The 21,650-nt window shown below is 73.5% G+C and carries 19 protein-coding genes; 4 read left to right on the top strand and 15 right to left on the bottom strand.

All coding sequences use genetic code 11. The annotated features are described in order from the left end of the window. From E1266_RS13910 to E1266_RS13900, 3 genes are all read right to left on the bottom strand, one after another. A partial coding sequence (locus E1266_RS13910) for an exonuclease domain-containing protein (RefSeq protein ID WP_279436319.1) occupies positions 1-531 on the bottom strand: 531 nt, incomplete at its 3' end. 214 nt (positions 532-745) lie between these two features. Then, positions 746-1,621 (bottom strand): acyl-CoA thioesterase domain-containing protein, encoded by an 876-nt coding sequence (locus E1266_RS13905; RefSeq protein WP_132046863.1) that lies wholly within the window; start codon positions 1,619-1,621, stop codon positions 746-748. Continuing rightward, positions 1,618-2,259: a TetR/AcrR family transcriptional regulator gene (locus tag E1266_RS13900; RefSeq protein WP_132046861.1), complete on the bottom strand. Its 642-nt coding sequence runs from the start codon at positions 2,257-2,259 to the stop codon at positions 1,618-1,620. The genes E1266_RS13905 and E1266_RS13900 overlap by 4 nt, the downstream gene beginning before the upstream one ends. Positions 2,260-2,348: 89 nt before the next feature. Here E1266_RS13900 and E1266_RS13895 point away from each other — a divergent pair, with 89 nt between their 5' ends. After that, positions 2,349-3,644 (top strand): cytochrome P450, encoded by a 1,296-nt coding sequence (locus tag E1266_RS13895; RefSeq protein WP_132046859.1) that lies wholly within the window; start codon positions 2,349-2,351, stop codon positions 3,642-3,644. 29 nt (positions 3,645-3,673) lie between these two features. After that, positions 3,674-4,312 (top strand): TetR/AcrR family transcriptional regulator, encoded by a 639-nt coding sequence (locus tag E1266_RS13890; RefSeq protein WP_132046858.1) that lies wholly within the window; start codon positions 3,674-3,676, stop codon positions 4,310-4,312. Here E1266_RS13890 and paaE read toward each other — a convergent pair. From paaE to E1266_RS13835, 11 genes are all read right to left on the bottom strand, one after another. After that, entirely contained in the window at positions 4,300-5,382 is a 1,083-nt protein-coding gene (gene paaE, locus E1266_RS13885; RefSeq protein ID WP_132046856.1) for a 1,2-phenylacetyl-CoA epoxidase subunit PaaE, read from the bottom strand. The two genes, E1266_RS13890 and paaE, sit on opposite strands and share 13 nt — an antisense overlap. Beyond that, complete coding sequence (paaD, locus tag E1266_RS13880) at positions 5,382-5,897, bottom strand: 1,2-phenylacetyl-CoA epoxidase subunit PaaD (RefSeq protein ID WP_132046854.1); 516 nt, start codon at positions 5,895-5,897, stop codon at positions 5,382-5,384. The genes paaE and paaD overlap by 1 nt, the downstream gene beginning before the upstream one ends. Then, positions 5,891-6,829, bottom strand: coding sequence for a 1,2-phenylacetyl-CoA epoxidase subunit PaaC (paaC, locus tag E1266_RS13875; protein ID WP_132046852.1), 939 nt, complete (start codon positions 6,827-6,829; stop codon positions 5,891-5,893). Before paaC ends, paaD begins: the two co-directional genes overlap by 7 nt. 14 nt (positions 6,830-6,843) lie before the next feature. Next, entirely contained in the window at positions 6,844-7,152 is a 309-nt protein-coding gene (gene paaB / locus E1266_RS13870; protein ID WP_132046850.1) for a 1,2-phenylacetyl-CoA epoxidase subunit PaaB, read from the bottom strand. Then, entirely contained in the window at positions 7,149-8,111 is a 963-nt protein-coding gene (paaA, locus tag E1266_RS13865) for a 1,2-phenylacetyl-CoA epoxidase subunit PaaA (protein ID WP_132046848.1), read from the bottom strand. The genes paaB and paaA overlap by 4 nt, the downstream gene beginning before the upstream one ends. A gap of 128 nt (positions 8,112-8,239) precedes the next feature. Next, entirely contained in the window at positions 8,240-10,354 is a 2,115-nt protein-coding gene (locus tag E1266_RS13860) for an MMPL family transporter (protein ID WP_132046846.1), read from the bottom strand. A gap of 138 nt (positions 10,355-10,492) precedes the next feature. Continuing rightward, the gene (locus E1266_RS13855) at positions 10,493-11,170 is read right to left on the bottom strand and encodes an isochorismatase family protein (RefSeq protein ID WP_132046844.1); all 678 of its coding nucleotides are present in this window, start codon (positions 11,168-11,170) and stop codon (positions 10,493-10,495) included. Next, on the bottom strand, positions 11,167-13,065 hold the full coding sequence (locus E1266_RS13850; protein ID WP_132046842.1) for a hydantoinase B/oxoprolinase family protein: 1,899 nt from the start codon (positions 13,063-13,065) through the stop codon (positions 11,167-11,169). Before E1266_RS13850 ends, E1266_RS13855 begins: the two co-directional genes overlap by 4 nt. After that, positions 13,065-15,125 (bottom strand): hydantoinase/oxoprolinase family protein, encoded by a 2,061-nt coding sequence (locus tag E1266_RS13845; protein WP_132046840.1) that lies wholly within the window; start codon positions 15,123-15,125, stop codon positions 13,065-13,067. Before E1266_RS13845 ends, E1266_RS13850 begins: the two co-directional genes overlap by 1 nt. A gap of 30 nt (positions 15,126-15,155) precedes the next feature. After that, positions 15,156-16,379 carry a CoA transferase gene (locus E1266_RS13840; protein WP_132046838.1) on the bottom strand — a complete coding sequence of 408 codons (1,224 nt, stop codon included), beginning with the start codon at positions 16,377-16,379 and terminating at the stop codon, positions 15,156-15,158. Between the two features lie 25 nt (positions 16,380-16,404). Continuing rightward, complete coding sequence (locus E1266_RS13835) at positions 16,405-17,115, bottom strand: GntR family transcriptional regulator (RefSeq protein ID WP_132046837.1); 711 nt, start codon at positions 17,113-17,115, stop codon at positions 16,405-16,407. 116 nt (positions 17,116-17,231) lie between these two features. On the opposite strand from E1266_RS13835, the gene E1266_RS13830 reads away from it, so the two are divergent. Together E1266_RS13830 and E1266_RS13825 are read left to right on the top strand one after the other, a co-directional pair. Next, positions 17,232-18,128, top strand: a complete 897-nt coding sequence (locus E1266_RS13830; RefSeq protein ID WP_132046835.1) for a hydroxymethylglutaryl-CoA lyase — start codon at positions 17,232-17,234, stop codon at positions 18,126-18,128. A gap of 63 nt (positions 18,129-18,191) precedes the next feature. Further along, positions 18,192-19,751 carry an FAD-binding oxidoreductase gene (locus E1266_RS13825; protein WP_132046833.1) on the top strand — a complete coding sequence of 520 codons (1,560 nt, stop codon included), beginning with the start codon at positions 18,192-18,194 and terminating at the stop codon, positions 19,749-19,751. Here the strand turns inward: E1266_RS13825 and E1266_RS13820 are convergent. Beyond that, the gene (locus E1266_RS13820; RefSeq protein WP_132046832.1) at positions 19,741-21,591 is read right to left on the bottom strand and encodes a sugar phosphate isomerase/epimerase and 4-hydroxyphenylpyruvate domain-containing protein; all 1,851 of its coding nucleotides are present in this window, start codon (positions 21,589-21,591) and stop codon (positions 19,741-19,743) included. The genes E1266_RS13825 and E1266_RS13820 overlap by 11 nt on opposite strands. Positions 21,592-21,650 lie beyond the last annotated feature (59 nt).

Raw genomic sequence — 21,650 nt, 5'->3', positions numbered from 1 at the left:
CTGGCGGGGTGGGCAGGGCACGAGCGGGAGGCTCAGGCCGAGTTGGGCGGCGGCCGTGAGAGAGCCGTGGAGCACGCCGGCCAGGACGCGCGTGTCGTCCGCCGCGTCGTGCGCCTTGCGCTGGGTGACGCCGTAGTGGGCGGCCAGCGTCCCCAGGCGCATGTTCCGGGTGGGAGGCGACAGGCGGCGGTTGAGGGCGAGGGTGCACAGCCGTCGCTCGACCGGCAGCCGCAGGCCGGCGCGGGCGAATTCCTGGGAGAGGAAGTCGTAATCGAAACGCGCGTTATGGGCGACCATCACGCGGCCCTGGAGAAGTGCGGCGACCTCGGGCGCGATCTGCTCGAATTTCGGGGCGCCCGCCAGCCGTTGCGGTGTCAGTCCGTGAATGTGGACGGGGCCGGGGTCGCAGCCGGGATTCAGCAAGGAGGAGAACCGGCCGGTGACCTTTCCGTCCGGTCCGATGGCCAGCATCGCGATGGACAGCACCCGGTGCTGCGCGGGTCGGAACCCCGAGGTCTCGACGTCGACCAAGGTCCAGTCCAAGGAGTAATCGCGCATGGCAGCGTGCGTCCCCCGCATTCCGACCCCGCATTCTGATCCGCCTGTATCGGCGTCAGATGCTAATCGCACGGCCGTGCGCGTCGCCGGAAATACCTGACCGCGAGCACGCGAAAGCATGGCCGTTTTCGGTCACGTCAATGCGAACACAATTCGAGTGTCCCGGAAAATCCCGCCGAGAAGTGACTCAGGTCCTGATCTTCCGGGCTTCGATCACCAGTGCCTGGGCGGACTGGCCCAGGCGGCCGGCCTGGTCGTAGATCGTGGAGACGCTCAGGCCCGCGCCTACCGGCTGCACGACGCCGGCGGCGGCCAGCCCGACCCAGGAGCCGGCCGGCTCGCGGGAGAGGTGCAGCGTCAGCTCCGTGTTCATGAAGCTCCACTCGCGCTGGTCCAACCGCATGTTCGTGGCGGTGGAGGCGTAGTCGGCCGCCGCCGCGACCCGCGCGATGGGCGGGGCCGGCTCGCCGGCGACGACGGGCACCAGCAGGCTCACCCACAGCCCGACCGAGCCCGCGGGGACGCCGGACTCGCCAAGCCCGCGGACGCGGATGGCGCCCGAGTCGAAGCAGTCCCAGCCGACGGCCTCGCGCGCTCCGGGCGTGGGGGTGCTCAGGTCGGGCACCGGGACGCCGCCGAACGGGTTCGGATGGTCGACGGCGCCTTCGGGCAGGTCGAGGTCGCTCTTCCGGACCGCGACGCACGAGGCGCGCGCCACCGGGGCGCCGTCCGCGAGCAGCGTGATCTCCTGGCGCACCACGCGGCGGCCGCCCTCGGGGCGCGTCACGTCCAGGGTCAGCGGGACGTCGGGCACCGGGCCGAGCATGTCGATCGTGAGGCGCGCGGGCGTCCACTCCGGCACGTCGACCGCGTTCGCCAGCACGGCCGCGACGGCGCCGCCGTGCAGGGCGTCGCGGCGCCACGGGCCGCGGGCGCGGTCGGTCGGGACGAGGCGGGAGCCGTCGCGCTCGAACAGCGCCGCACCGGACGGCGGAGCACCGGACGGCGGAGCATCGGACGCCGGGGCGTCGCCGAGCGCGGCGGCCCGGCTGTCGGCGGTCATGAGGCCGTCCGCGCCGAGGACGGCGACGCCACCGACGACGATGTCGCGGCGGCGACGGCGGGGGCGAACCAGCGGCGGAGGAAGGCGCGCAGGTCGTCCGGGGTCCGCGCCGGGTCGCCGGGATCGACGAGGAAGGACTGGACGGTCCGGAGCGTCCACTCGATCAGTTCGGCGCGCTGCCCGGGACCGATCCCGGACGCGTCCCAGTCCACGGCGCTCTGGTCGAGCAGGGACCGGCCTATGGTCCGCGCGGTGTCGGACGTGACGGTGCGCAGGAGGGGGTTGCCGCCTTCGACGTCCAGCAGGAGCCGCAGGTACGGCTCGTTCGGGATCTCCTGGATCGTGTACGCCACGGCCTCGACCAGCGCCTCGCCCGGGTCGGCGATGCTGCGGAGCCGGCGCGACATGCGGGCGAGGAAGTCGCGGGTGCCGTCGAAGGCGGCGGCGGTCAGCATCGCCTGCGTGCCGGGGAAGTAGCGGTACACGGTCTGCCGGCTGATCCCGAGGTCGGCCGCGACGTGCGCGATGGTCGTGGCGCCGCCCAGTTCCCGGACGCAGCGGTGCGTCGCGTCCTTGATCCGGGCGACCGCCTCCTCGTCGCTGGCCGGAGGCGTCCCGCCCCATCCGTGTGTCCGCACCGGCCCAAAGTATCGGCCGACCTTGACAAGACACAAGAGCAAATGTGTATCGTCGCTCCGACGTGCACAAACGCACAAGGATGTGGCCCATGCTCGAAGTCCAGCAGCCGCAGACCGCTCCCGAGGGCGCCGCCCGGGTCGCGGACCTGTGCGACGCCGACCTGTCCGATCCGCGCACGTACGAGGCGGGCCCGCCGCACGCCGCGTTCGACGTCCTGCGGGCGGCGGCACCGGTCGCCTGGCACGACGAGCGGCCGGTCGCGCTCCGGGCCAGCGAGGCGTCGAGCGGCCTGCCCGCCCCGCCGTCCCCCGGCTTCTGGGCGGTGACGAGCCATGGCCTCGTGCACGAGGTGTCGCGGGACCCCGCCCTGTTCTCCAGCCACCTGGGCGGCACGCAGCTGTTCAGCACCGACGAGCTGACGCTCGCGGGCCTGCGGCTGATGCTGCTCAACATCGACCCGCCCGAGCACTCCCGGCTCCGCAAGATCGTCTCGCCCGCGTTCACCCCGCGCGCGGTCGAGGCCCTGCGCGCCTCCGTCGGCCGCCACGCCCGCGAGATCGCGGACGAGATCGCCGGCGCCGGGTCGGTGGACCTCGTCACGGCCGTCTCCAAGGAACTGCCGACCCGGGTCCTGGCCGACCTGCTCGGGATGCCCGCGGAGGACCGGAACCTCATCGTCACCTGGACCGACGGGATGATCGCCTTCGAGGACGCCGAACTCACCGGCGACCCGTCCACGGCGGTGGCGATGTTCGCCGAGGCGACCGAGTACGGCAGGCAGGTGGCGGCCGAACGGCGCGCCCGCCCCACCGGCGACGTCATGTCCGCCATCGCCAACGCGGAGGTCGACGGCGAGCGGCTCACCGACGGCGAGTTCTCCATGTTCTGGATCCTCCTCGTCATCGCCGGCAACGAGACGACCCGCAACTCCCTGACGGGCGCCGTCATCGCGCTGCAGGAGCACGGCCTGTGGGACGACCTCGTCCGCGACCCCGGACTGCTCGCGACGGGCACCGACGAGCTGGTGCGCCACGTCTCCCCCGTGATGCAGTTCCGGCGCACCGCCACCCGGGACACCGTGCTCGGCGGGCAGCGGATCCGCGCCGGGGACAAGGTCGTCCTCTGGTACACGGCCGCGAACCGGGATCCGGCGGTGTTCGCCGACCCGCACGTCCCGGACCTGCTCCGCGACCCGAATCCGCACCTGGCGTTCGGCACCGGCCCGCACTTCTGCCTCGGGTCGCGGCTCGCGAAGCTGGAGGTCTCCGCCATGCTCACCGAGTTGCTCACCAGGTATCCGCGGCTGCGCCTCGACGGCGAGGCGGAGCGCATCACCTCCAGCTTCATCGCCGGCGTCGACCGCCTCCCGGTCGCGCTGGGGTGAGCGACCGGCGCCCGTGAGATGCTGCGGGTGTGACGACGACCGGGGGTGGGGAGCCGCCCGCGCGGCGGCGGCGCGGGCGTCCCGGGTACGACCAGGAGACGATCCTGCGGACGGCGGTGGAGCTGTTCAACCGCCGGGGGTACGACGCCACGAGCATGGGCGACCTGGCCAAGGAGCTGGGGCTGACGAAGCCGGCGATCTACCACCACGTCGCGGGCAAGGAGCAGCTGCTCAGCCTGGCTCTGGACGACGCCCTCGACGAGCTCACCGCCGTCGTGGCCGAGGCGTCCCGCGAGCGCGCCGGGACGACCGCCCATGAGCGGCTGCGCGAGGTGGTGCGGCGCAGCGTCGAGGTGCTCGTGGCGCACCAGCCGTCCGTCACGCTGCTGCTGCGGGTCCGCGGCAACAGCCCGGTCGAGCTGGCCGCGCTGGAGCGGCGCCGCTGGCTCGACGACCGCCTCGCCGCGCTCGTCGCCGACGCCGTCAAGGAGGGCGCGCTGCGCGACGACGTGCCGCCCGCGCTGGTGAGCCGGCTGCTGTTCGGCATGGTGAACTCACTGGTCGAGTGGTACCGCGCGGACGGCGCGTACGACACCGCGACGGTCGCCGAGACGATCACGACCATGGCCTTCGACGGCCTGGCCCGGCACGGGTTTCAGGCGTCGTAGTCGATCGTGACGCGGTCGGCGGCGGGGAACGTCTGGCAGGTGAGGACGAAACCGGCGGCCAGCTCGGACTCCTCCAGCGCGTAGTTGCGGCGCATGTCGACCTCGCCCTCGCGGACGACGGCGCGGCACGTCCCGCAGACGCCGCCCTTGCAGGCGAACGGCAGGTCGGCGCGCGACGCCTGGGCGCCTTCGAGGAGCGTCGTGTCGCGCGGGACGGCCGACGTCGTGCGGAGGCCGTCGAGGATCATGGTCAGCTCCGTCGTCGCGCCCGCCGGGACGTCCGCGGCCCGCCGCGGCTGGGGCGGGGGCTCGTCCACGTAGAACAGCTCGACGTGCACCTTCGCCGGGACGGCGAGCTCACTCAGCACCGCCCGCGCGTCCTCGATCATCTGCAGCGGCCCGCAGAGCCAGACGTGGTCGAACGTCTCCGCCGGCAGGAGGTCGGTGAGCAGGCGGCACAGGCGGTCCCGGTCCAGCCGGCCGGAGAACAGCTCGACGTCGCGCGGCTCGCGGGACAGGACGTGGACCAGCTGGAACCGGGCGCCGTAGCGGTTCTTCAGGTCGCCGAGCTCCTCGGCGAACATCACCGTCCGGCTCGTCCGGTTGCCGTACAGGAGCGAGACCTGGGCGCCGGGGTTGGTCAGGACCGTGGACGCGACCGACAGCATCGGGGTGATGCCCGACCCGGCGGCGATGCACAGGTGCCGCTCACCGGTCGCCGGGTCCGCCCGCCAGGAGCCGGCCGGCGGCTGCACCTCGATCCGGGTCCCCGGCACGACCTCGCGGACGAGCCAGGACGAGAAGAACCCGTCCGGGATCTCGCGGACGCCGATGCGCGGCGCCTCCCCGGCGGCGGCGCAGATCGAGTAGGACCGGCGGTGCTCCGCCCCGTCCACGAAGCGGCGCAGGGTGAGCGACTGCCCGGCCTCGAACGCGTACGCCTCGCGCAGTTCGGCGGGCACGTCGAACGTGATCGCGGCGGCGTCCTCGCACACATGCTCGACCGCCGCCACGGTCAGCGTGTGGAACCCCGTGGCCGGCCGGGTCCGCGCGGGGGCCGGAGTGGTCATCAGATCTCCTTGACGTGCTCGAAGGGTTCGAGGCAGTCGGTGCAGCGGTAGAGCGCCTTGCAGGCGGTGGAGCCGAACTCCGAGGCCAGCCGGGTGTTCGCGGAGCCGCAGCGCGGGCAGGCGAGGTTGCGCCGCGTCGGCCCGAGGCTGATGCCGACCGGCCCGTCCGCGCGGCGCGCCGGGCCGGGCGGGGACAGCCCGGCCTCCCGCAGCGCGGCCCGGCCGCGCTCGGAGATCCAGTCGCTCGACCACGGCGGGTCGAGGACGACGCGCACCTCGACCCGGGGGAACCCCGCGCCGTTCAGCCGGTGGACGAGGTCGTCGCGCATGGTGGCCATGGCCGGGCAGCCGGTGTAGGTCGGGGTGATGGAGGCGACGACCACCTCGCCTTCGACGTCGACGTCGCGCAGGACGCCGAGGTCGGCGAGGGTGAGCATCGGCATCTCCGGGTCGCGGACCTGCGCGGCGGCCTCGGCGGCGCGTTCCCTGGCGGGTAGGTGCTGCCCGGTCACCATCGGCCCTCCGGGTGCGCGCGGGCGACGACCTGCATCTCGGCGAGGAGCAGGCTGAGCGCCTCGGTGTGCATGCCGTGCCGGCCGGTCCGCCCACCGGCACCGGCCGGCGCGGGACGGTCCGGGCGGTCGACGCCGCTCACGGCGAAGACCTGGTCGAGGACGGCGTCCACCTCGCCGGCCATCGACGCGGGGTCGACGCCGACGCCCGCTTCCGCGAGTGAGAGCTCCAGGGGGTGCGGGGAGACGAGTTCGGGCTTGAGCGGCCACATCTCGTCCAGGGCCGTGAGGAGCCTGCGGCGCGACTCTTCGGTGCCCTGCGCGAGGGTGAGGAACCAGCGGCCCGCCCAGTCGCGGTGGTAGGTGACCTCCTTGACGCCCTTGGCCGCGACCGCCGCCAGCACCGCGTCCCTGCTGGAGCGGAGCCGTTCGAGCAGCGCGAGCCGGGCCACCGAGAACAGGAGCAGCCGGACGACGACGTGCGCGAAGTCGCCGTTCGCCACCTCTGTGAGGCGCACGTTGCGGAACTGCCCGGCCTCCCGGAAGAACGCCAGCGCGTCCTCGGCGGGGACCGGCGATCCGTCCGGGAGCGGCGGTACGGCGCCCGGGTCGGCGGCGGCCGCCCGCGCCAGCAGCAGGCGCGCCTGGCCGAGGAGGTCGAGGGCCATGTTCGCCAGCGCGATGTCCTCTTCGAGGTCGGGCGCGCGGCTGCACCACTCCGACAGCCGCTGCGACATGATCAGTGCGTCGTCGCCGAGCATGAGGCAGTACCGGGCGAGTCCGGCGTGGTCGACGCCGTCCGGGACGGTCGTGTCGACACCGGCGAGCGGGTCCTCGAAGTCGGTGCCGAACGCCCACCGGGAGTCGTCCGCGCCCTCGATCAACCCGTCGAAGATGCTGCCCTCGTCGTGGGCCAGATGCGGGTCGTGAGTCATGCGGTGCCCTCCGGTCACATGTGCGGGACGTTCCCGGGGATTTCGTAGAACGTCGGGTGCCGGTAGACCTTGTCGCCGCTCGGCGCGAAGAGGGGGTCCTTCTCGTCCGGGCTCGACGCGGTGATGGCGTCGGCGCGCACGACCCAGATGCTCACGCCCTCGTTGCGGCGCGTGTAGACGTCGCGGGCGTGCCGCAAGGCCATCGTGTCGTCGGGGGCGTGCAGCGACCCGACGTGGACGTGGTTGAGCCCGCGCTTGCCCCGCACGAACACCTCGTAGAGCGGCCATTCCCGCCGGTCCGCGCCCTGGCTGCCGCCGGTCATGCGGCACCTCCTTCCGCGGAGCGGCTCGCGAACGCGGTGGCCGCCTCCCGCACCCAGGCGCCGTCCTCGTGGGCGGCTCGGCGGTGGGCCATCCGCTGCGCGTTGCACGGCCCGTTCCCGGCGATGACCGCGGCGAGCTCCTCCCAGTCCGGCTCACCGAAGTCGTAGTGGCCGCGCTCCTCGTTCCAGCGCAGGCCGGGGTCGGGCAGCGTCACCCCGAGCGCCTCGGCCTGCGGGACGGTCATGTCCACGAACTTCTGCCGGAGCTCGTCGTTGGAGTTGCGCTTGACGCCCCACGCCATCGACCGCGCGCTGTTGGGGGACGCGGTGTCCGGCGGGCCGAACATCATCAGCGACGGCCACCAGAACCGGTCGACCGACTCCTGCACCATCTCCCGCTGGGCGCCGGTGCCGCGCATCATCGTCATCAGCAGCTCGTAGCCCTGCCGCTGGTGGAACGACTCCTCCTTGCAGATGCGGATCATCGCGCGGCCGTAGGGCCCGTAGGAGGTGCGGCAGAGCGGCACCTGGTTGACGATCGCGGCGCCGTCGACGAGCCAGCCGATCGTGCCGACGTCGGCGTAGGACAGCGTCGGGTAGTTGAAGATCGAGGAGTACTTCTGCCGGCCGGACAGCAGCAGCTCGGTCAGCTCGGCGCGGGACACGCCGAGCGTCTCGCACGCCGAGTACAGGTAGAGGCCGTGCCCGGCCTCGTCCTGGACCTTGGCCAGCAGGATCGCCTTGCGGCGCAGGGACGGGGCGCGGCCGATCCAGTTGCCCTCGGGCTGCATCCCGATGATCTCGGAGTGCGCGTGCTGGGCGATCTGCCGCACGAGCGTCCTGCGGTAGGCGTCCGGCATCCAGTCCCGGGGCTCGATGCGGTCGTGGCGCGCGATCGTCGCGTCGAAGGCCGCCTGGAGCCGCTCCTCCAGTTCCGGCTCCACCGGAGTCGTGGTCATCCGTCCCCTCCGCGGCGCAATTACTTATCGTTCGGTCAGTAATAGGGTCGCACGGAGCCCCGGGACCGCGCAACAGGTCGCGGTCAAGGTTGCGGAGACTTTTCGGGAGATCGGCCGGTGCCCGGGGATCAGCTCCTGCCGACCGTCTCCCGGATCCGCACCCCGGGCTTGGCCGCGTCGCGGCCGCGCCGGTACAGGACGCCCGGCCACCAGACGACCGGCCCGGCGTCGCGGACCAGGGCCGGGACCAGCAGGGAGCGCACGAGGAGCGTGTCCATCAGGACCCCGAACGCCACGATGAAGGCGATCTGGACGAGGAACGAGAGCGGGATGACCACCAGGGCCGCGAAGGTCGCCGCGAGCACCACGCCGGCGGACGTGATGACCCCGCCGGTCACGGTCAGGCCCTCCAGGACGCCGCGCCGCACCCCGTGGCGCAGCGACTCCTCTCGCGCGCGGGTCATCAGGAAGATGTTGTAGTCGACACCGAGCGCGACCAGGAACACGAACCCGTACAGCGCCACCGACGGGTCGGTGCCGGTGAAGCCGAGCAGGTGCTGGAACACCAGCGCGGCGACGCCGAGGGTCGCCAGGTAGTTGAGCGCGACGGTGGCGACCAGCAGCACCGGCATCAGCACCGAGCGGAGCAGGGCCACCAGGATCACGATGATGATCGCCAGCACGACCGGGATGATGACCTTGCGGTCGCGCTGGGCGGCGGCCTGGGTGTCGACCTGCTGGGCGGTGTAGCCGCCGACGAGCGCGTCGGCCCCGGCGACGCCGTGGAGGTTGCCGCGCAGCCGGTCGACCGTCCGCCGGGCCGCGTCGCTGTCGGCGGCGCTGCTCAGCGTGACCTCGGCGATGGCGCGGCCGTCCACGACCACGGGCCGCCCGCCCTCCCCGGTGCGCGGCCGGGCGCCGGACACGCCCTCGGTCCGCTGCGCGGCGGCGAGCACCGGGGGCAGCGCCGACGCGTCGGTGATCACGATGGCGGGGTTGCCCGACCCGCCGGGGAAGTGCTCGTCCAGTGCCTCCTGGGCCGTCACCGACGACGCTTCGCCGACGAACGTCTCGCTCAGCGGCACCCCGTCGGTGCGCAGGGTCGGCATGAACGCGGCGCCGGCGAGCAGCACGATCAGGCAGGCCGCCCAGATGCGGCGCGGGTGGTGGTCGATCAACCGCGCGATGCGCTCCCAGACGGCGTGCCTGGAGGCGTCCGGGCGCTCGGGGTGCGGACGGGCGGGCCAGTACGCCGTCCGGCCGAAGATCACCAGGACCGCGGGCAGGTAGGTGAGCGCGCTCAGCAGCGCGCAGCCGATGCCGAGCGCGCCGACCGGGCCGAGGGCCCGGTTGTTGGACAGGTCGCTGAGCAGCAGGGCGAGCAGGCCGGCGGCGACGGTCCCGCCGGAGGCGAGGATGGCCCCGGCCGAGCGCCGCCACGCCGTCCGCATGGCCTGCAGCCGGTCGGAGCCGAGCGAGAGCTCCTCCCGGAACCGGGCCGACATCAGCAGGGCGTAGTCGGTGGTGGCGCCGATGACCAGGATCGAGAGGATGCCCTGCACCTGGCCGTCCACCGTGACGACGCCGGCGTCGGCCAGGGCGTAGGCGACCGCGCTGGCGAACCCGAGCGCCAGGATCGAGCCGACGATGATCAGCAGCGGGAGGAGCACGCTGCGGTACACCAGCAGCAGGATCACCAGCACCACGCCGAGGGCGACGAGGACGAGGAGGGTGTCGATTCCGGCGAACGCGTCGGAGAAGTCCGCCTGGGTGGCTGCGGGGCCGCCGACCTGGACGCTCGTCCCCGGCACCTGCTCCGCGGCCGCCCGGACGCGGTCGATGACGCCGCCGATCTCCTCGCCCGCGTCCGACCCGACCGGCACGACGCCGCTGAGCGCCGCGCCGTCCTCCGACGGGATGGCCGGGGACGGGGCGTCCGGGATGAACGGCGCGCCGCGGAGCGACTCCAGCGCCTGCCCGGCCGCCGCCCGCTGGTCCGCGGTGATCCGGCCGTCCCGGGCCTCCCACACGACGATGGCGGGGGTCGTCTGGTCCGACTCGAACGCGGCCTGCTGTTCGAGCACCTGCGTCGACTCGGCGCTGCTGGGCAGGAACGACGACTGCTCGTTGGTGGTGACCTCGCCGAGCTTGCCGGCGTAGGGGCCCAGGAAGCCGCCGATGGCGAGCCAGACGACGACCAGTGCGGCCGGGAGGATCCAGCGGACGGCTCGCGGTGCGGACATGCGTTCCCTTGCGTCGAGTCAGGTGAGGATTGCCATCCAGGTGTTCCCGCCACCGCAGGGCGAAACCTGAAGCGGCCGCCCCCTCAGGCGGGGACGGCCGCTTCGCTCTTGACTCTTCCGTGGTGCCTCAGTGGTGTGTCAGGGGCCTGCGCCCGCCGTCTTGATGGTGTCCAGCGCCCGGTCGAGGGACAGGACGTCGGCGTACTTGGCCTCCAGGTCGAGCAGGTTGGCCTCGTGCAAACGGCGGTCGCGGTCGCCGCACGCCTCGTCCACCACCAGGGGCCGGAACCCGTGCTGCAGCGCGTCGGTCGCGCTCGCGCGGATGCAGCCGCTCGTGGTGAGCCCGCAGATCAGCAGCGTGTCGATGCCGGCCGAGGTCAGCGTCGCCGCCAGCGACGTCCCGTGGAACGCGCTCGCGTACTGCTTGGTGACCACGGTCTCGCCCGGCTCGGGGGCGGCCCCCTCGGCGAAGCCGCCGAGGGGGCTGCCCTCCTCGAACACGCGCAGCGCGGGGACCTTGCGGGCGAACAGGCCGCCGTCGGCGCCCCCGGGCTGCAGGACCACCCGGGTGTGCAGGACGGGCAGGCCCGCCGCCCGTGCCGCCCCGATCAACGTGCTGGACGCGGCCACCGCGCCCTCGACCGGGGCGCGCAGCGGCGAGCCGTCCACCAGGTAGGCGCGGGCGAGGTCGATCGCGAGCACCGCGGGGGCGGTGCCGCAGCCGAGGCTCGCGCCGAAGCCGGAGTCCCGGTAGTCCGCGGCGAGGTCCTCCACCGGCCCCCGCGCCGGTTCCCGCGCCGGCCCGCCGCCGCTCATCGCCGGCCGTGCAGCGCGGCGGCGGAGCGGACGTCCACCGGCGGCCGGGGCGCGGGGAGCCCGGTCTCCTCCTCGCACCGGTCGAGGATCTCCGCCAGCGGCGGGCCCATGTCGAACACGGGGACCTCCGCCCGCGCCTCGCCCATCTCCGCCCGCAGCCGCTCGGTGGCCGCCTCGTCGAGGGTGCCGTCCGCGGTGCAGACGACGCCGTAGTCGCGGGCGCCCTCGGCGGTCACCAGCCCGCGCCGCACCTCCAGCGCCACCAGCTCGGCGGGGCGCCGCAGCGGGTCGCCCCACCCGCCGCCGCCCCACGTGACGAAGTGGAGCACGTCGCCGGGGCCGACCGGCACGTCGTGGATCTTGCTGGGCAGCACCTCGCGGGTGCCGTCCGCCCGGTCGATCCACTTGCGGCCCCGCTCCCCCGGACGGCCGCCGTTCACGCCCCACGGGTAGGTGAGCCAGCGGTCGTCGTGGATCGCGATCGTGCCCGGCTCCTCGAAGCAGTACGCGACGTCCACGCCGTTGCCGCCGCGGTGCAGGCCCGCGCCGCCCGAGTCGGCGATGGTCTCCCAGCGCTCGATGCGCAGCGGGTAGTACGACTCCAGGTACTCGCAGGGGATGTTGCGGAAGGACGGCCACAGCGAGTGCCCGTCCGGGCCGTCCCCGACCGGGCGCCCCGGCACCCCGCCGAACCCGATCGAGTACAGCTGGAACCACTCGCCCTCGCGCGGCCCCGACGTGTAGTGGCCGGAGTACATGAAGTGCGGCGAGGACGAGAACCCGGCCGCGTTCAGGATCTCCGGGTTCGTCTGCCCCAGCAGCCCGCCGAACAGGTCGAACACGCGGCCGATGCCGTGGTTGCGGGCGTTCAGCGCGGCGGGGTGGCGCGGCTTCCAGAACGAGTCCTCGGGGATCGTCACGTCGATCAGCGGGTAGAAGCCGTCGTTCCACAGGATCTGCGGGTCGGCGACCGTGATCACGTAGATGCCGAAGAACATCCGGACGAGGTTCTCGTTGATGAAGTAGTTGACCGGCCCCACCGCCTGCGGCGCGGCGTGCGAGAAGTCCAGATGGATCTTCTCCCCGTGCCGGGTGAGGGAGATCTTCAGCTCGTAGGGGCCGTAGCCGCAACCGTCGTCGCAGATGTAGTCGGCGAACTCCAGCGTCTGCCCGTCCTCGAACAGCGTCGCGAGCAGGACCTTCATGGCCTGGTAGTTGCGGTCGAGCAGGTCGTCCAGCGCGGACAGGTACGTCTCGACGCCGAACCGGTCGCACAGCTCGGTCACCCGCCGCGCCGCCGTGGTGCAGGCGGCGACGAGGCCGTTCAGGTCGGCGCGGTTCCACTCGGGCATCCGCACCTGGTTGAGGATGATGCCGAGCGCCGCCTCGTTCAGCACGCCGCCCTCGTACAGCTTGAACGGCGGGACGATCACGCCTTCCTCGTAGATCGTGCGGGCGTCGGCGGGCATCGAGCACGGCGTCTTGCCGCCGACGTCCGACATGTGGCCGAACATCGACGCCCAGCCGACCAGCCGGCCCTCGTGGAAGATCGGCACCACCAGCAGCCAGTCGTTGGCGTGGCTGATCGCCGCGCCGCACGCGTACGGGTCGGACGTCATCAGGATGTCGCCCTCGCCGATCGTGCCGTCGAAGTTGGCGAGGAAGTCCGGCACCGACAGCCCGAACTGGCCGACGACCATCTTGCCGTCCGGGTTCGCGATCAGCGGGAACTCGTCGTGCTGCTCGCGGATGCCCGGCGACAGCGCGGTGCGGAAGAGGACCTCGTCCATCTCGTAGCGCGCGTTGCGCAGCGCGTTCTCGATGATGTCGAGGGTGACCGGGTCGATGTCCACCCGGCCGACCGGCTCGGTGTTGGTCTGCAGGATCTCGGCCATCAGCTCTCCTCCGTCGGACGGATCAGCAGGCTGCCGCTCGGGTGCACGGTCGCGGCGTGGCCGGGCAGCACGAGCGTGGTGGAGTCCATCTCGACCACGATGGCCGGGCCGGTCACCACGTCCCCGGCGAGCAGCCTGGAACGGTCGTAGATGTTCGCGGGACGGGTCGCGCCGTCCATCCACACCTCGGTCTCGCGGACCAGCGCGGCGGACGGGTCGCCGGACCCCTCCGCCAGCGTGCGCCAGGCGACCTCCGGGCGGGGGCCGCTCACGGTGACGCGCAGGTTGATCACCTCGCGCTCGTTGTCGAGCAGGAAGGAGAACAGCCGCTTGTGCTCGGCGTCGAACGCGGCGCCCAGCTCGGCGAGCAGGTCGCCGTCGACGGCCGCGCGGTCCACCTCGACGGGGATCTCGAAGCCCTGCCCGTGGTACCGCAGGTCGATCTGGTACGTCTGCGTCTGGACGTCGCGCGGCACCCCCTCGGACTCCAGCCGCGCGGCGGCGGTGTCGGCCAGTTCCTGCAGCGCGGTGCGCAGCTCCGCGTTGTCCAGGGTGGAGAACTGGCGCACCATCGTGCGGGCGGCCTCGTCGCGGGGGCAGGTCGTCGCGTCCCCGTACGCGCACAGCACGCCGGGCGACGGCGGGACGATCACCGGCCAGGAGCCGGTGAGCCGGCCGAGGGCGTTGGCGTGCAGCGGCCCGGCGCCGCCGAACGACATGAGCGCGAACTCGCGCGGGTCGAAGCCCTGCTGGACGCTGATCAGCCGGAGCGCGCCGAGCATGTTCTCGTTGACGATGTCGACGATGCCCGCCGCCGCGGCCTCCACGCTCGGCAGGCCCATCGCGTCGGCGACGCCGCGGACGGCCTTGCGGGCGGCCTCGGCGTCCAGCGAGATCTCCCCGCCGGCGAGGTCCTGCGGCAGGTACCCGAGGACGACGTTGGCGTCGGTGACGGTCGGCTCGGTGCCGCCCGCCCCGTACGCGGCGGGCCCAGGGTCGGCGCCCGCCGACTGCGGGCCGACGCGCAGCGCCTTGGTCAGCTCGGGGACGTGCGCGATCGACCCGCCGCCCGCGCCGACCGAGCGGACGTCGACGCTCGTCGCCCGGACGGTCAGGTCGCCGACGCTCGTCTCCCGCCCGATCCGGGGCTGCCCGCCGAGGACCAGCGCCACGTCCGTGGACGTGCCGCCCATGTCGAACGTGAGGAAGTCCTTGAACCCGGCCTGCTCGGCGAACCACACCGCGCCCGTCACGCCGCCGGCGGGGCCGGACAGCAGCAGCGCCACCGGGTCCTCCGCCGCCTTGGCCGCCCGGGTCAGCCCGCCGTCGCTGCGCAGCACCGACAGCGGCGCGGTGATCCCGCTGCCGGTCAGGGAACGATCCAAATTGTTGACGTACCGGGACACCTCGGGCTGCACGTAGCTGTTGGCCACGGTCGTGACGGTGCGCTCGTACTCCCGCATCTCCGGCAGGACGCGGCTGGACAGCGACACCGGAATGCCGGGCAGCTCCGCGGCGGCCAGCTCGGCGACCCGCCGCTCGTGCTCGTCGTTCGCGAACGAGTTGATCAGCGCGATCGTCAGCGCCTCGATGCCGCCGCCGGCGAGGCGGCGCAGCTCGGCGCGGGCGCGCTCCTCGTCCAGCGGGGCGACCACCGAGCCGTCGGAGGCGATCCGGCCGGGGACCTCCACCGTGTGCTCCAGCTTCGCGAGCGGCTCGGGCTTCGGCCAGATGATCCACCCGGCCAGGCCGCCCGGCACGTACGACCGGGCGATCTGCAGGACCTGCCGGAAGCCCTCGGTCGTCACCAGGCCGACCCGCGCGCCCCTCCCCTGGAGGATCGCGTTGGTCGCGACCGTGGTGCCGTGCAGGACGTGCGCCACCTCGGTGAGGTCGATCCCGGCGTCCTGGCACACCTTGCGGATGCCGTTCAGGACGCCCAGGGACTGGTCCTCCGGAGTGGACGCGGTCTTCGCCCGATGGCTGACCCCGGTCTCCTCGTCCACGAGCAGCACGTCGGTGAACGTGCCTCCTACATCAACGCCTAGGCGATAGCCCATGCTGGCCTCCCGGGTTGTCGTCGTTGACGGTCAGATGACTCCGCGCTCCGACAGCGCGGAGATCTGGGCCTGGTCCAGGTCCAGGAGGCCGCCGTAGACCTCCCGGTTGTGCTCGCCGAGTCCCGGGCCGGGGTGCCGTACCGCGCCCGGGGTCTCGCTGAGCTTGGGGAACGCGTTGTGCATCGGCAGTTCGCCGAAGTCGGGGTGCGCGAGCCGCACGATCGCGTCGCGGGCGGCGAAGTGCGGGTCCTCGAACATGTCCTTGGCGGTGTAGATGCGGCCCGCCGGGACGCCGTTGTCGTGCAGGGTCTGCAGGAGCTCGGCCGTCTCGATGCCGGCCGACCACGCGGCGATGACGTCGTCCAGCTCCGCCATGTTCCGCCCCCGTGCGGCGTGGCCCGCGTAGCGCGGGTCGTCGCTCAGCTCGGGGCGGCCCATCGTCTTGGCGAGCCGCGCGAACACGGTGTCCTGGTTGGCGGCGATGAGGATCATCTCGCCGGACGCCGTCGGGTAGACGTTGCTGGGCGACACGTTGGGCAGCACGGAGCCGGTGCGCTCCCGCTGGTAGCCGGCCACGGCCCACTCGGGCAGCAGCGACTCCATCATCGCCAGGACCGCCTCGTAGATGGCCGAGTCGACCACCTGGCCCCGCCCGGTGCGGGTGCGGTTGTGCACCGCCACCAGCGTGCCGATCGTGGCGAACACGGCGGCGAGCGAGTCGCCGAGCGAGATCCCGGCGCGGGACGGCGCGTTGCCCGGGTCGCCGGTCACGTACCGGATGCCGCCCATCGCCTCGCCGATCGACCCGTACCCGGCGCGGGGCGAGTAGGGGCCGGTCTGCCCGAAGCCGGACACGCGCACCAGGACCAACCCGGGGTTGGCCTCGCGGAGGCTCTCGAAGTCCAGGCCCCAGCGCTCCAGCGTCCCGGGCCGGAAGTTCTCCACGACGATGTCGGCCTCGGCGATGATCCGGCGGGCGAGGTCCTGGCCCTCTTCGGTGCGCAGGTTGCAGGTCACCGACTTCTTGTTGCGGGCGACCACCGGCCACCACAGGGACTTGCCGTGCGGCTTCTCCCGTCCCCACTGGCGCATCGGGTCACCGGCGCCCGGCGACTCCAGCTTGATCACCTCGGCGCCGAAGTCGCCGAGGAGCTGCCCGCAGAACGGGCCGGCGAGCAGCTGCCCCATCTCCACCACGCGCAGGTCGGAGAGGGGGCCTCGGGCGGCCTGGGCGGCGCCGTCATCGATGGACATCTGGCGGGTCCTCGTTTCCGTGTGTTCAGTCGTTTCGGGGGGACGTCTCTTCGTTCTCCGCGGCCGGCGCGGAGGGCTCCTCACCGGCGGCTGCGCCCGAGGCGGCGCGCAGCAGCACCGCCTTGGCGGCGAGCACGTGCGCCCGCGTCACCGACTCGGCCCAGGTGCCGTCGCCGGCGCGGAGGGCGGCGACCAGCTCCCGGTGGTGGGCGCAGCTGCGGTCGAGGTCGCCGGGCGAGTAGCGGTGGAAGGTGCGCATCACCAGCGGGAGCTGCGTGACGCTGTTGAGCATCGACACCAGCCGGCCGCTGGCGGACGCGGTGCGGACGATGCCGTGGAACTCGGCGTTCAGCTCGGCGACCCGGTCGAGGTCCTGGGCGCCGCCGGGCGCGCAGGACCGCTCGATGAGCTCGCACAGCTCCGCCATGCGGGCGGTGGCCTTGGGCTCGATCCGGGTGGCGGCGCGGCGGGCGGCGGCGCCCTCCAGCAGCATCCGCAGGTCGTAGATCTCCTCCAGGTCCTCCGGCGTCCAGTCCGGGACCCGGGCGCCGCGGTGCGGCAGGATCTCGACGAGCCCCTCGACCTCCAGCCGGCGCAGCGCCTCCCGCACCGGCGTGCGGCTGGAGCCGGTGGCCTCGGCCAGCTCCGCCTCGCCGAGCCGCGCGCCGGCCGGGTGGACGCCGTCCAGGATGTCGGCGCGCAGCCGTGTGTACACACGGTCCACGGCTCGGGCCATCCGAACCTCCTCCGGGGTCGATTGCATGCAACATAGACACTCGAACCCGCTTGACACAAGGTGTGACCTGTGTAAATTCGACATACCACCCGCAGATTGCATACAAGGGGACCTTGATGGCGGAAGTCGAAGTGATCGAGGTCGGCCCCCGGGACGGGCTGCAGAACGAGGCCGCGATCCTCCCGGCCGCCGACAAGGTGCGGCTCATCGAGCGCAGCATCGCCGCGGGGCTGCGCCGGATCGAGGCCGTCAGCTTCGTCAACCCCAAGCGGGTGCCGCAGATGGCCGACGCCGAAGCGGTGATGGAGGGCGTCCCCCGCGTCGACGGCGTCAGCTACGCCGGGCTGGTCCTCAACCCGCGCGGGCTCGACCGGGCGCTCGCGGCCGGGGTCGACGAGGTCAACGTCGTGGTCGTGTCGACGGACGAGTTCAGCCGGCGCAACCAGGGCTGCACGGTCGACGAGGGCGTCGCCAACTGGGCCGCCATCGCCGCGAAGGCCCACGAGGCCGGGCTCTTCGTCTCGGTCACCCTCGCCGCCTCGTTCGGCTGCCCCTTCGAGGGCGAGGTGCCGGCCGACAAGGTCCTCGACCTCGTCCGGCGGATCACCGAGAGCGAGCCCCCGGACGAGATCGCCATCGCCGACACGATCGGCGTCGGCGTCCCCGCCCAGGTCCGCACCCTCCTGGAGGGCGCCAGGGAGATCGCCCCGGACATCCCGCTGCGCTGCCACTTCCACAACACCCGCAACACCGGGTACGCCAACGCCCTCACCGCGCTCGACCACGGGGTGAGCGCGCTGGACGCCAGCACCGGCGGGTTCGGCGGCTGCCCCTTCGCGCCCGCCGCCACCGGCAACATCGCGACCGAGGACCTCGTCTACGCCCTGGACCGCAGCGGCGTCCCGACCGGCGTGGAGATCGCCCAGGTGACCGAGACGGCCGCCTGGCTGTCCGAGCGCCTGGACAGCCCGGTGCAGGCCCTCCTCGGCCGCGCAGGCCCCTTCCCCACCTAGCGAGTCGTCCCACCCCGTTTCGGACGGGTATCGCTACGGTGGTCCGAAATTGGAGGGACGGTCATGGCGCGTTCGTGGTGGGGCTGGGGGAACGTCGAGGACGCCGTCAGCGGCGCGGAGTTGGAGTCGCTGCTCTCGCGGGTGCGCGCCCTGACGTCCGGGGAGCTGACCGGGCACGAGCCGCCGGACGCCGGCTCGCTCGACCTGCCCGCCCCCAGGGTGAGCCCGCCGGAGACGCTCGCCGCGCTGTGCTCCGCCGACCCGGCCGACCGCGCCGCCCACGCGCACGGCAAGGCGTTCCGGGACGTGGTCCGCAACCTGCACGGCGACCTGCGGCACGTCCCCGACCTCGTCGCCCGGCCCCGCGACGAGACGGACCTGGTCGACCTGCTCGACTGGTGCGCCCGCGACGGGATCGCCGTGATCCCGTACGGCGGCGGCAGCTCGGTGGTCGGCGGCGTCGAGCCGCGGTTCGAGGACCGGCCCGCGGTGACCGTCGACCTCGCACGGCTGGACGGCGTCCTGGAGGTCGACCCGGTGAGCCGCGCCGCCCGCGTCCAGGCGGGGGTGTTCGGGCCGCGGCTCGAAGAGGGGCTCAGGCCGCACGGGCTGACGCTGCGGCACTTCCCGCAGTCGTTCGAGTTCTCCACGCTCGGCGGCTGGCTGGCCACCCGCTCCGGCGGCCACTACGCGACCCTCTACACCCACATCGACGACATGGTCGAGTCGATGCGCGTGGTCACGCCGGCCGGGATCGCCGAGTCGCGGCGGCTGCCCGGCTCGGGCGCCGGACCGTCGCCGGACCGGCTGTTCCTCGGCAGCGAGGGCGCCCTCGGGATCATCACCGAGGCGTGGATGCGGGTGCAGGAGCGGCCGCGATGGCGGGCCAGGGCGTCCGTCCGGTTCGCCGACTACACCGCCGCCGCCGCGGCGACCCGGGCGGTCGCGCAGAGCGGGCTGCACCCCGCGAACTGCCGGCTGCTCGACGCCGCCGAAGCGCTGATCAACACGGGCGTCGCCGTGGCGGGCGGCGTGCTGCTGCTGGCGTTCGAGTCCGCCGACCACCCGGTCCAGGCGTCCCTCGACCGGGCCCTTGAGCTGTGCCGCGACCACGGCGGCGAGGTCCGGGAGGAGCCCGCCGGACGGAGCACCGGCGACACCTGGCGGTCGTCGTTCCTGCGGATGCCCTACCAGCGGGACGCGCTGGCCCGGCACGCGGTGATCGCCGAGACGTTCGAGACGGCGTGCACCTGGGACCGGTTCGCGGAACTGCACGCCGCCGTCACCGACGCGGCGCGGAAGGCGATCCGCGCGGTCGCGGGCGACGGCGTCGTGACGTGCCGGTTCACCCACGTCTACCCGGACGGCCCGGCGCCGTACTTCGGCGTCTACGCGCCCGGCCGCTGGGGCGGCATGGTCGCCCAGTGGGACGAGATCAAGGCCGCGGTGTCGGAAGCGATCGCCGCGAGCGGCGGCACGATCACCCACCACCACGCGGTCGGCCGCGACCACCGCCCCTGGTACGACCGCCAGCGCCCCGACCCGTTCGCCGCCGCGCTGACCGCCGCCAAGTCCGCGCTGGACCCGTCCGGCGTCCTCAACCCCGGTGTCCTCATCCCCTAGCGCAGGAGTGGGCCGCGCGGTGGGCGGCCATGCGGACGGGCGTGTTGGCGGTGCCGTAGCCGTGGTAGCCGGGAGACCGCTGCACGAACTCGAAGAAGACCCGCGATCCGAGGATCGGGGTGCAGAGGTGGAAGTACTCGGCGTCGCCGTCCCGGTCGTAGAACACGTTGTGCTCGCGCAGCGCGGCGAGCTGCCCGGGGTCGAGCGCGAGCCGGGCGTCCAGGTCGTCGTAGTAGTTCGCGGGGACGTCCAGGACCGGGGCGCCGCGCTCGCGCAACGCCCTCGCGGTGCGGAAGATGTCGCCGGTCGCGAACACCACGTGCTGGGGGTCGGGGACGGCCGGCGCCCACGAGCCGCGGCGCAGCACGGTGCCGTCGAGCAGGAGGCGCAGCCTGCGGCGCGGGTCGGTGACGGCCCGGCTGCGGACCAGCCCGAACGGCGCGGCGAGTTCGGCGTCGTGCTCGGGCGCGAGGCCGAACAGCGAGCGGTAGAAGAGGGTCGCCTCGTCGAACGCGTCGAAGGGCTGCGCGAGCCCGAGATGGTCGATCGCTGTGATGCCGGTCCGGTCCGGGCCGGGCGAGCCGGAGAGGATGAAGTCGCCCAGCCAGCCGTCCGCGGCGCCGGTCCGGCAGAAGAAGACGGCGGTGCCGTCCGGGGCGGCCACCGACGTCAGGTCGGCCTCGGCTGCGCCGCGGGTCCGCGGCAGCGCGGGGGCCAGCAGCGCGGTGGCGCGCCGCGCCGCGCCCTCGGGGTCGCCGGTCTCGACGGCGAACGCGCCGATCGCGGCCCGGGACGACCCGGTGGCGTTGAGCAGGACCCGGGCGTCGCCCTGCTGCCAGAGCTCCACCGGCTTGGACCGGTGCTGCCCGATGTGCGCGAACCCGGTGGCGGCGAGCGTCCGGGCCACCTCGGTGCCGGCCTCGGCGTCGACCGTCAGCTCCACGAACGCGACCCCCTCCGGCGCGGGTGCGGGCGGGGGCGGCTCGGCGAAGCGGCGGGCCGCCGCGGTGTCCACTGCCGCGGGGGCGCGGCGGACGCACGCCTCCTCGAGCACGATCAGGGAGCGCATCGCGTCGACGGCCGCGCGGCCCGGGGGCGCCTGCCGGAAGACGTCGTTGAAGACCTCCAGCGACAGCGGGCCCTCGTAGCCGGCCGCGAGCACGCGCGAGGTGAAACCGGCGAGGTCGAAGGCGCCCTGCCCCGGGAAGAGCCGGTGGTGGCGGCTCCACTGGAGCACGTCCATGCGCATGTGCGGGGCGTCGGCGAGCTGGAGGAAGAAGAGCTTCTCGGCGGGGAACTCCGCGATGCCCGCGATGTCGCCGCCGCGTGACAGCACGTGGAAGCTGTCGAGGCACAGGCCCACCGCGGGGTGGTCGGCCCGCAGGACGAGTTCCGCCGACCGCTCCCACGTCCGGACGTGCTTCCCCCAGGCCAGGGCCTCGTAGGCGACCCGCACACCGTGTTCGGCGGCCAGCTCGCCGAGGGCGCGCAGTTGCTCGGCGGCAAGGGCGTCGTCATCGACGGCCTCGGGCGCGACCGACGAGCACACCAGGACGGTGTCGGCCCCGAGCCGCCGCGCCAGCGCGAACTTGTGCGCCGCCCTGCGCAGATTGCGCCGGTGCAGGTCCTCCGGGACGGCCTCGAAGTCACGGAACGGCTGGTAGAGCTCGACCGCCAGGCCGAGGTCGGCGCAGCGCGCCGCGATCTCCTCGGGAGCGAGCGGGCAGGCGAGCAGGTCGTTCTCGAAGATCTCGACGCCGTCGAACCCGGCGCCCGCGGCCGCGGCCAGCTTGTCCTCCAGCGTGCCGGACAGGCACACCGTCGCGATCGACCGTCGCATGGTACTCCCTCCCGTTCACGGGCCAGCCGGTTCACGTCCGTGCCCGGCTCACCGGGCGC

It is taken from the genome of Actinomadura sp. 7K534, assembly GCF_004348575.1.
GTDB lineage: Bacteria > Actinomycetota > Actinomycetes > Streptosporangiales > Streptosporangiaceae > Spirillospora > Spirillospora livida.
Note: the sequence above shows the minus strand (reverse complement) of the source record. Positions and strands in the feature narration are given on the sequence as shown.